We start from the raw sequence: 296 nt of genomic DNA, 5'->3' as shown, positions 1-296 counted from the left end.
CTATTTCACATTCTATGTGATTGAAAAGTTTGCTGTCAGTGTTCAGAACGCTCAGTTGATCCTGTTCCTGTTCCTCGGCGCATCCGCAGCCGGTGTCTTCCTCGGCGGCCCGATCGGCGACAGAATGGGCGCACGCTTCGTGATCTGGTTCTCGATCCTCGGTGTTATTCCGTTTGCCCTGATGATGCCTTACGCCAATCTGTTCTGGACCTGCATTCTGGCCGTTGTCATTGGTATCATCTTCTCCTCAGCATTCTCCGCAATTGTGGTTTTTGCTCAAGAACTGGTACCGGGAC

General features: G+C 52.0%; 1 protein-coding gene. It reads left to right on the top strand.

Annotated features, from left to right (window positions below):
• The coding region (locus tag HBA93_RS20470) for an MFS transporter (RefSeq protein WP_221724499.1) at positions 1–296 on the top strand (296 nt) is incomplete at both ends.

The organism is Ochrobactrum sp. SFR4 (genome assembly GCF_019730395.1).
In the GTDB taxonomy this organism is placed as follows: domain Bacteria; phylum Pseudomonadota; class Alphaproteobacteria; order Rhizobiales; family Rhizobiaceae; genus Pseudochrobactrum.
Note: the sequence above shows the minus strand (reverse complement) of the source record. Positions and strands in the feature narration are given on the sequence as shown.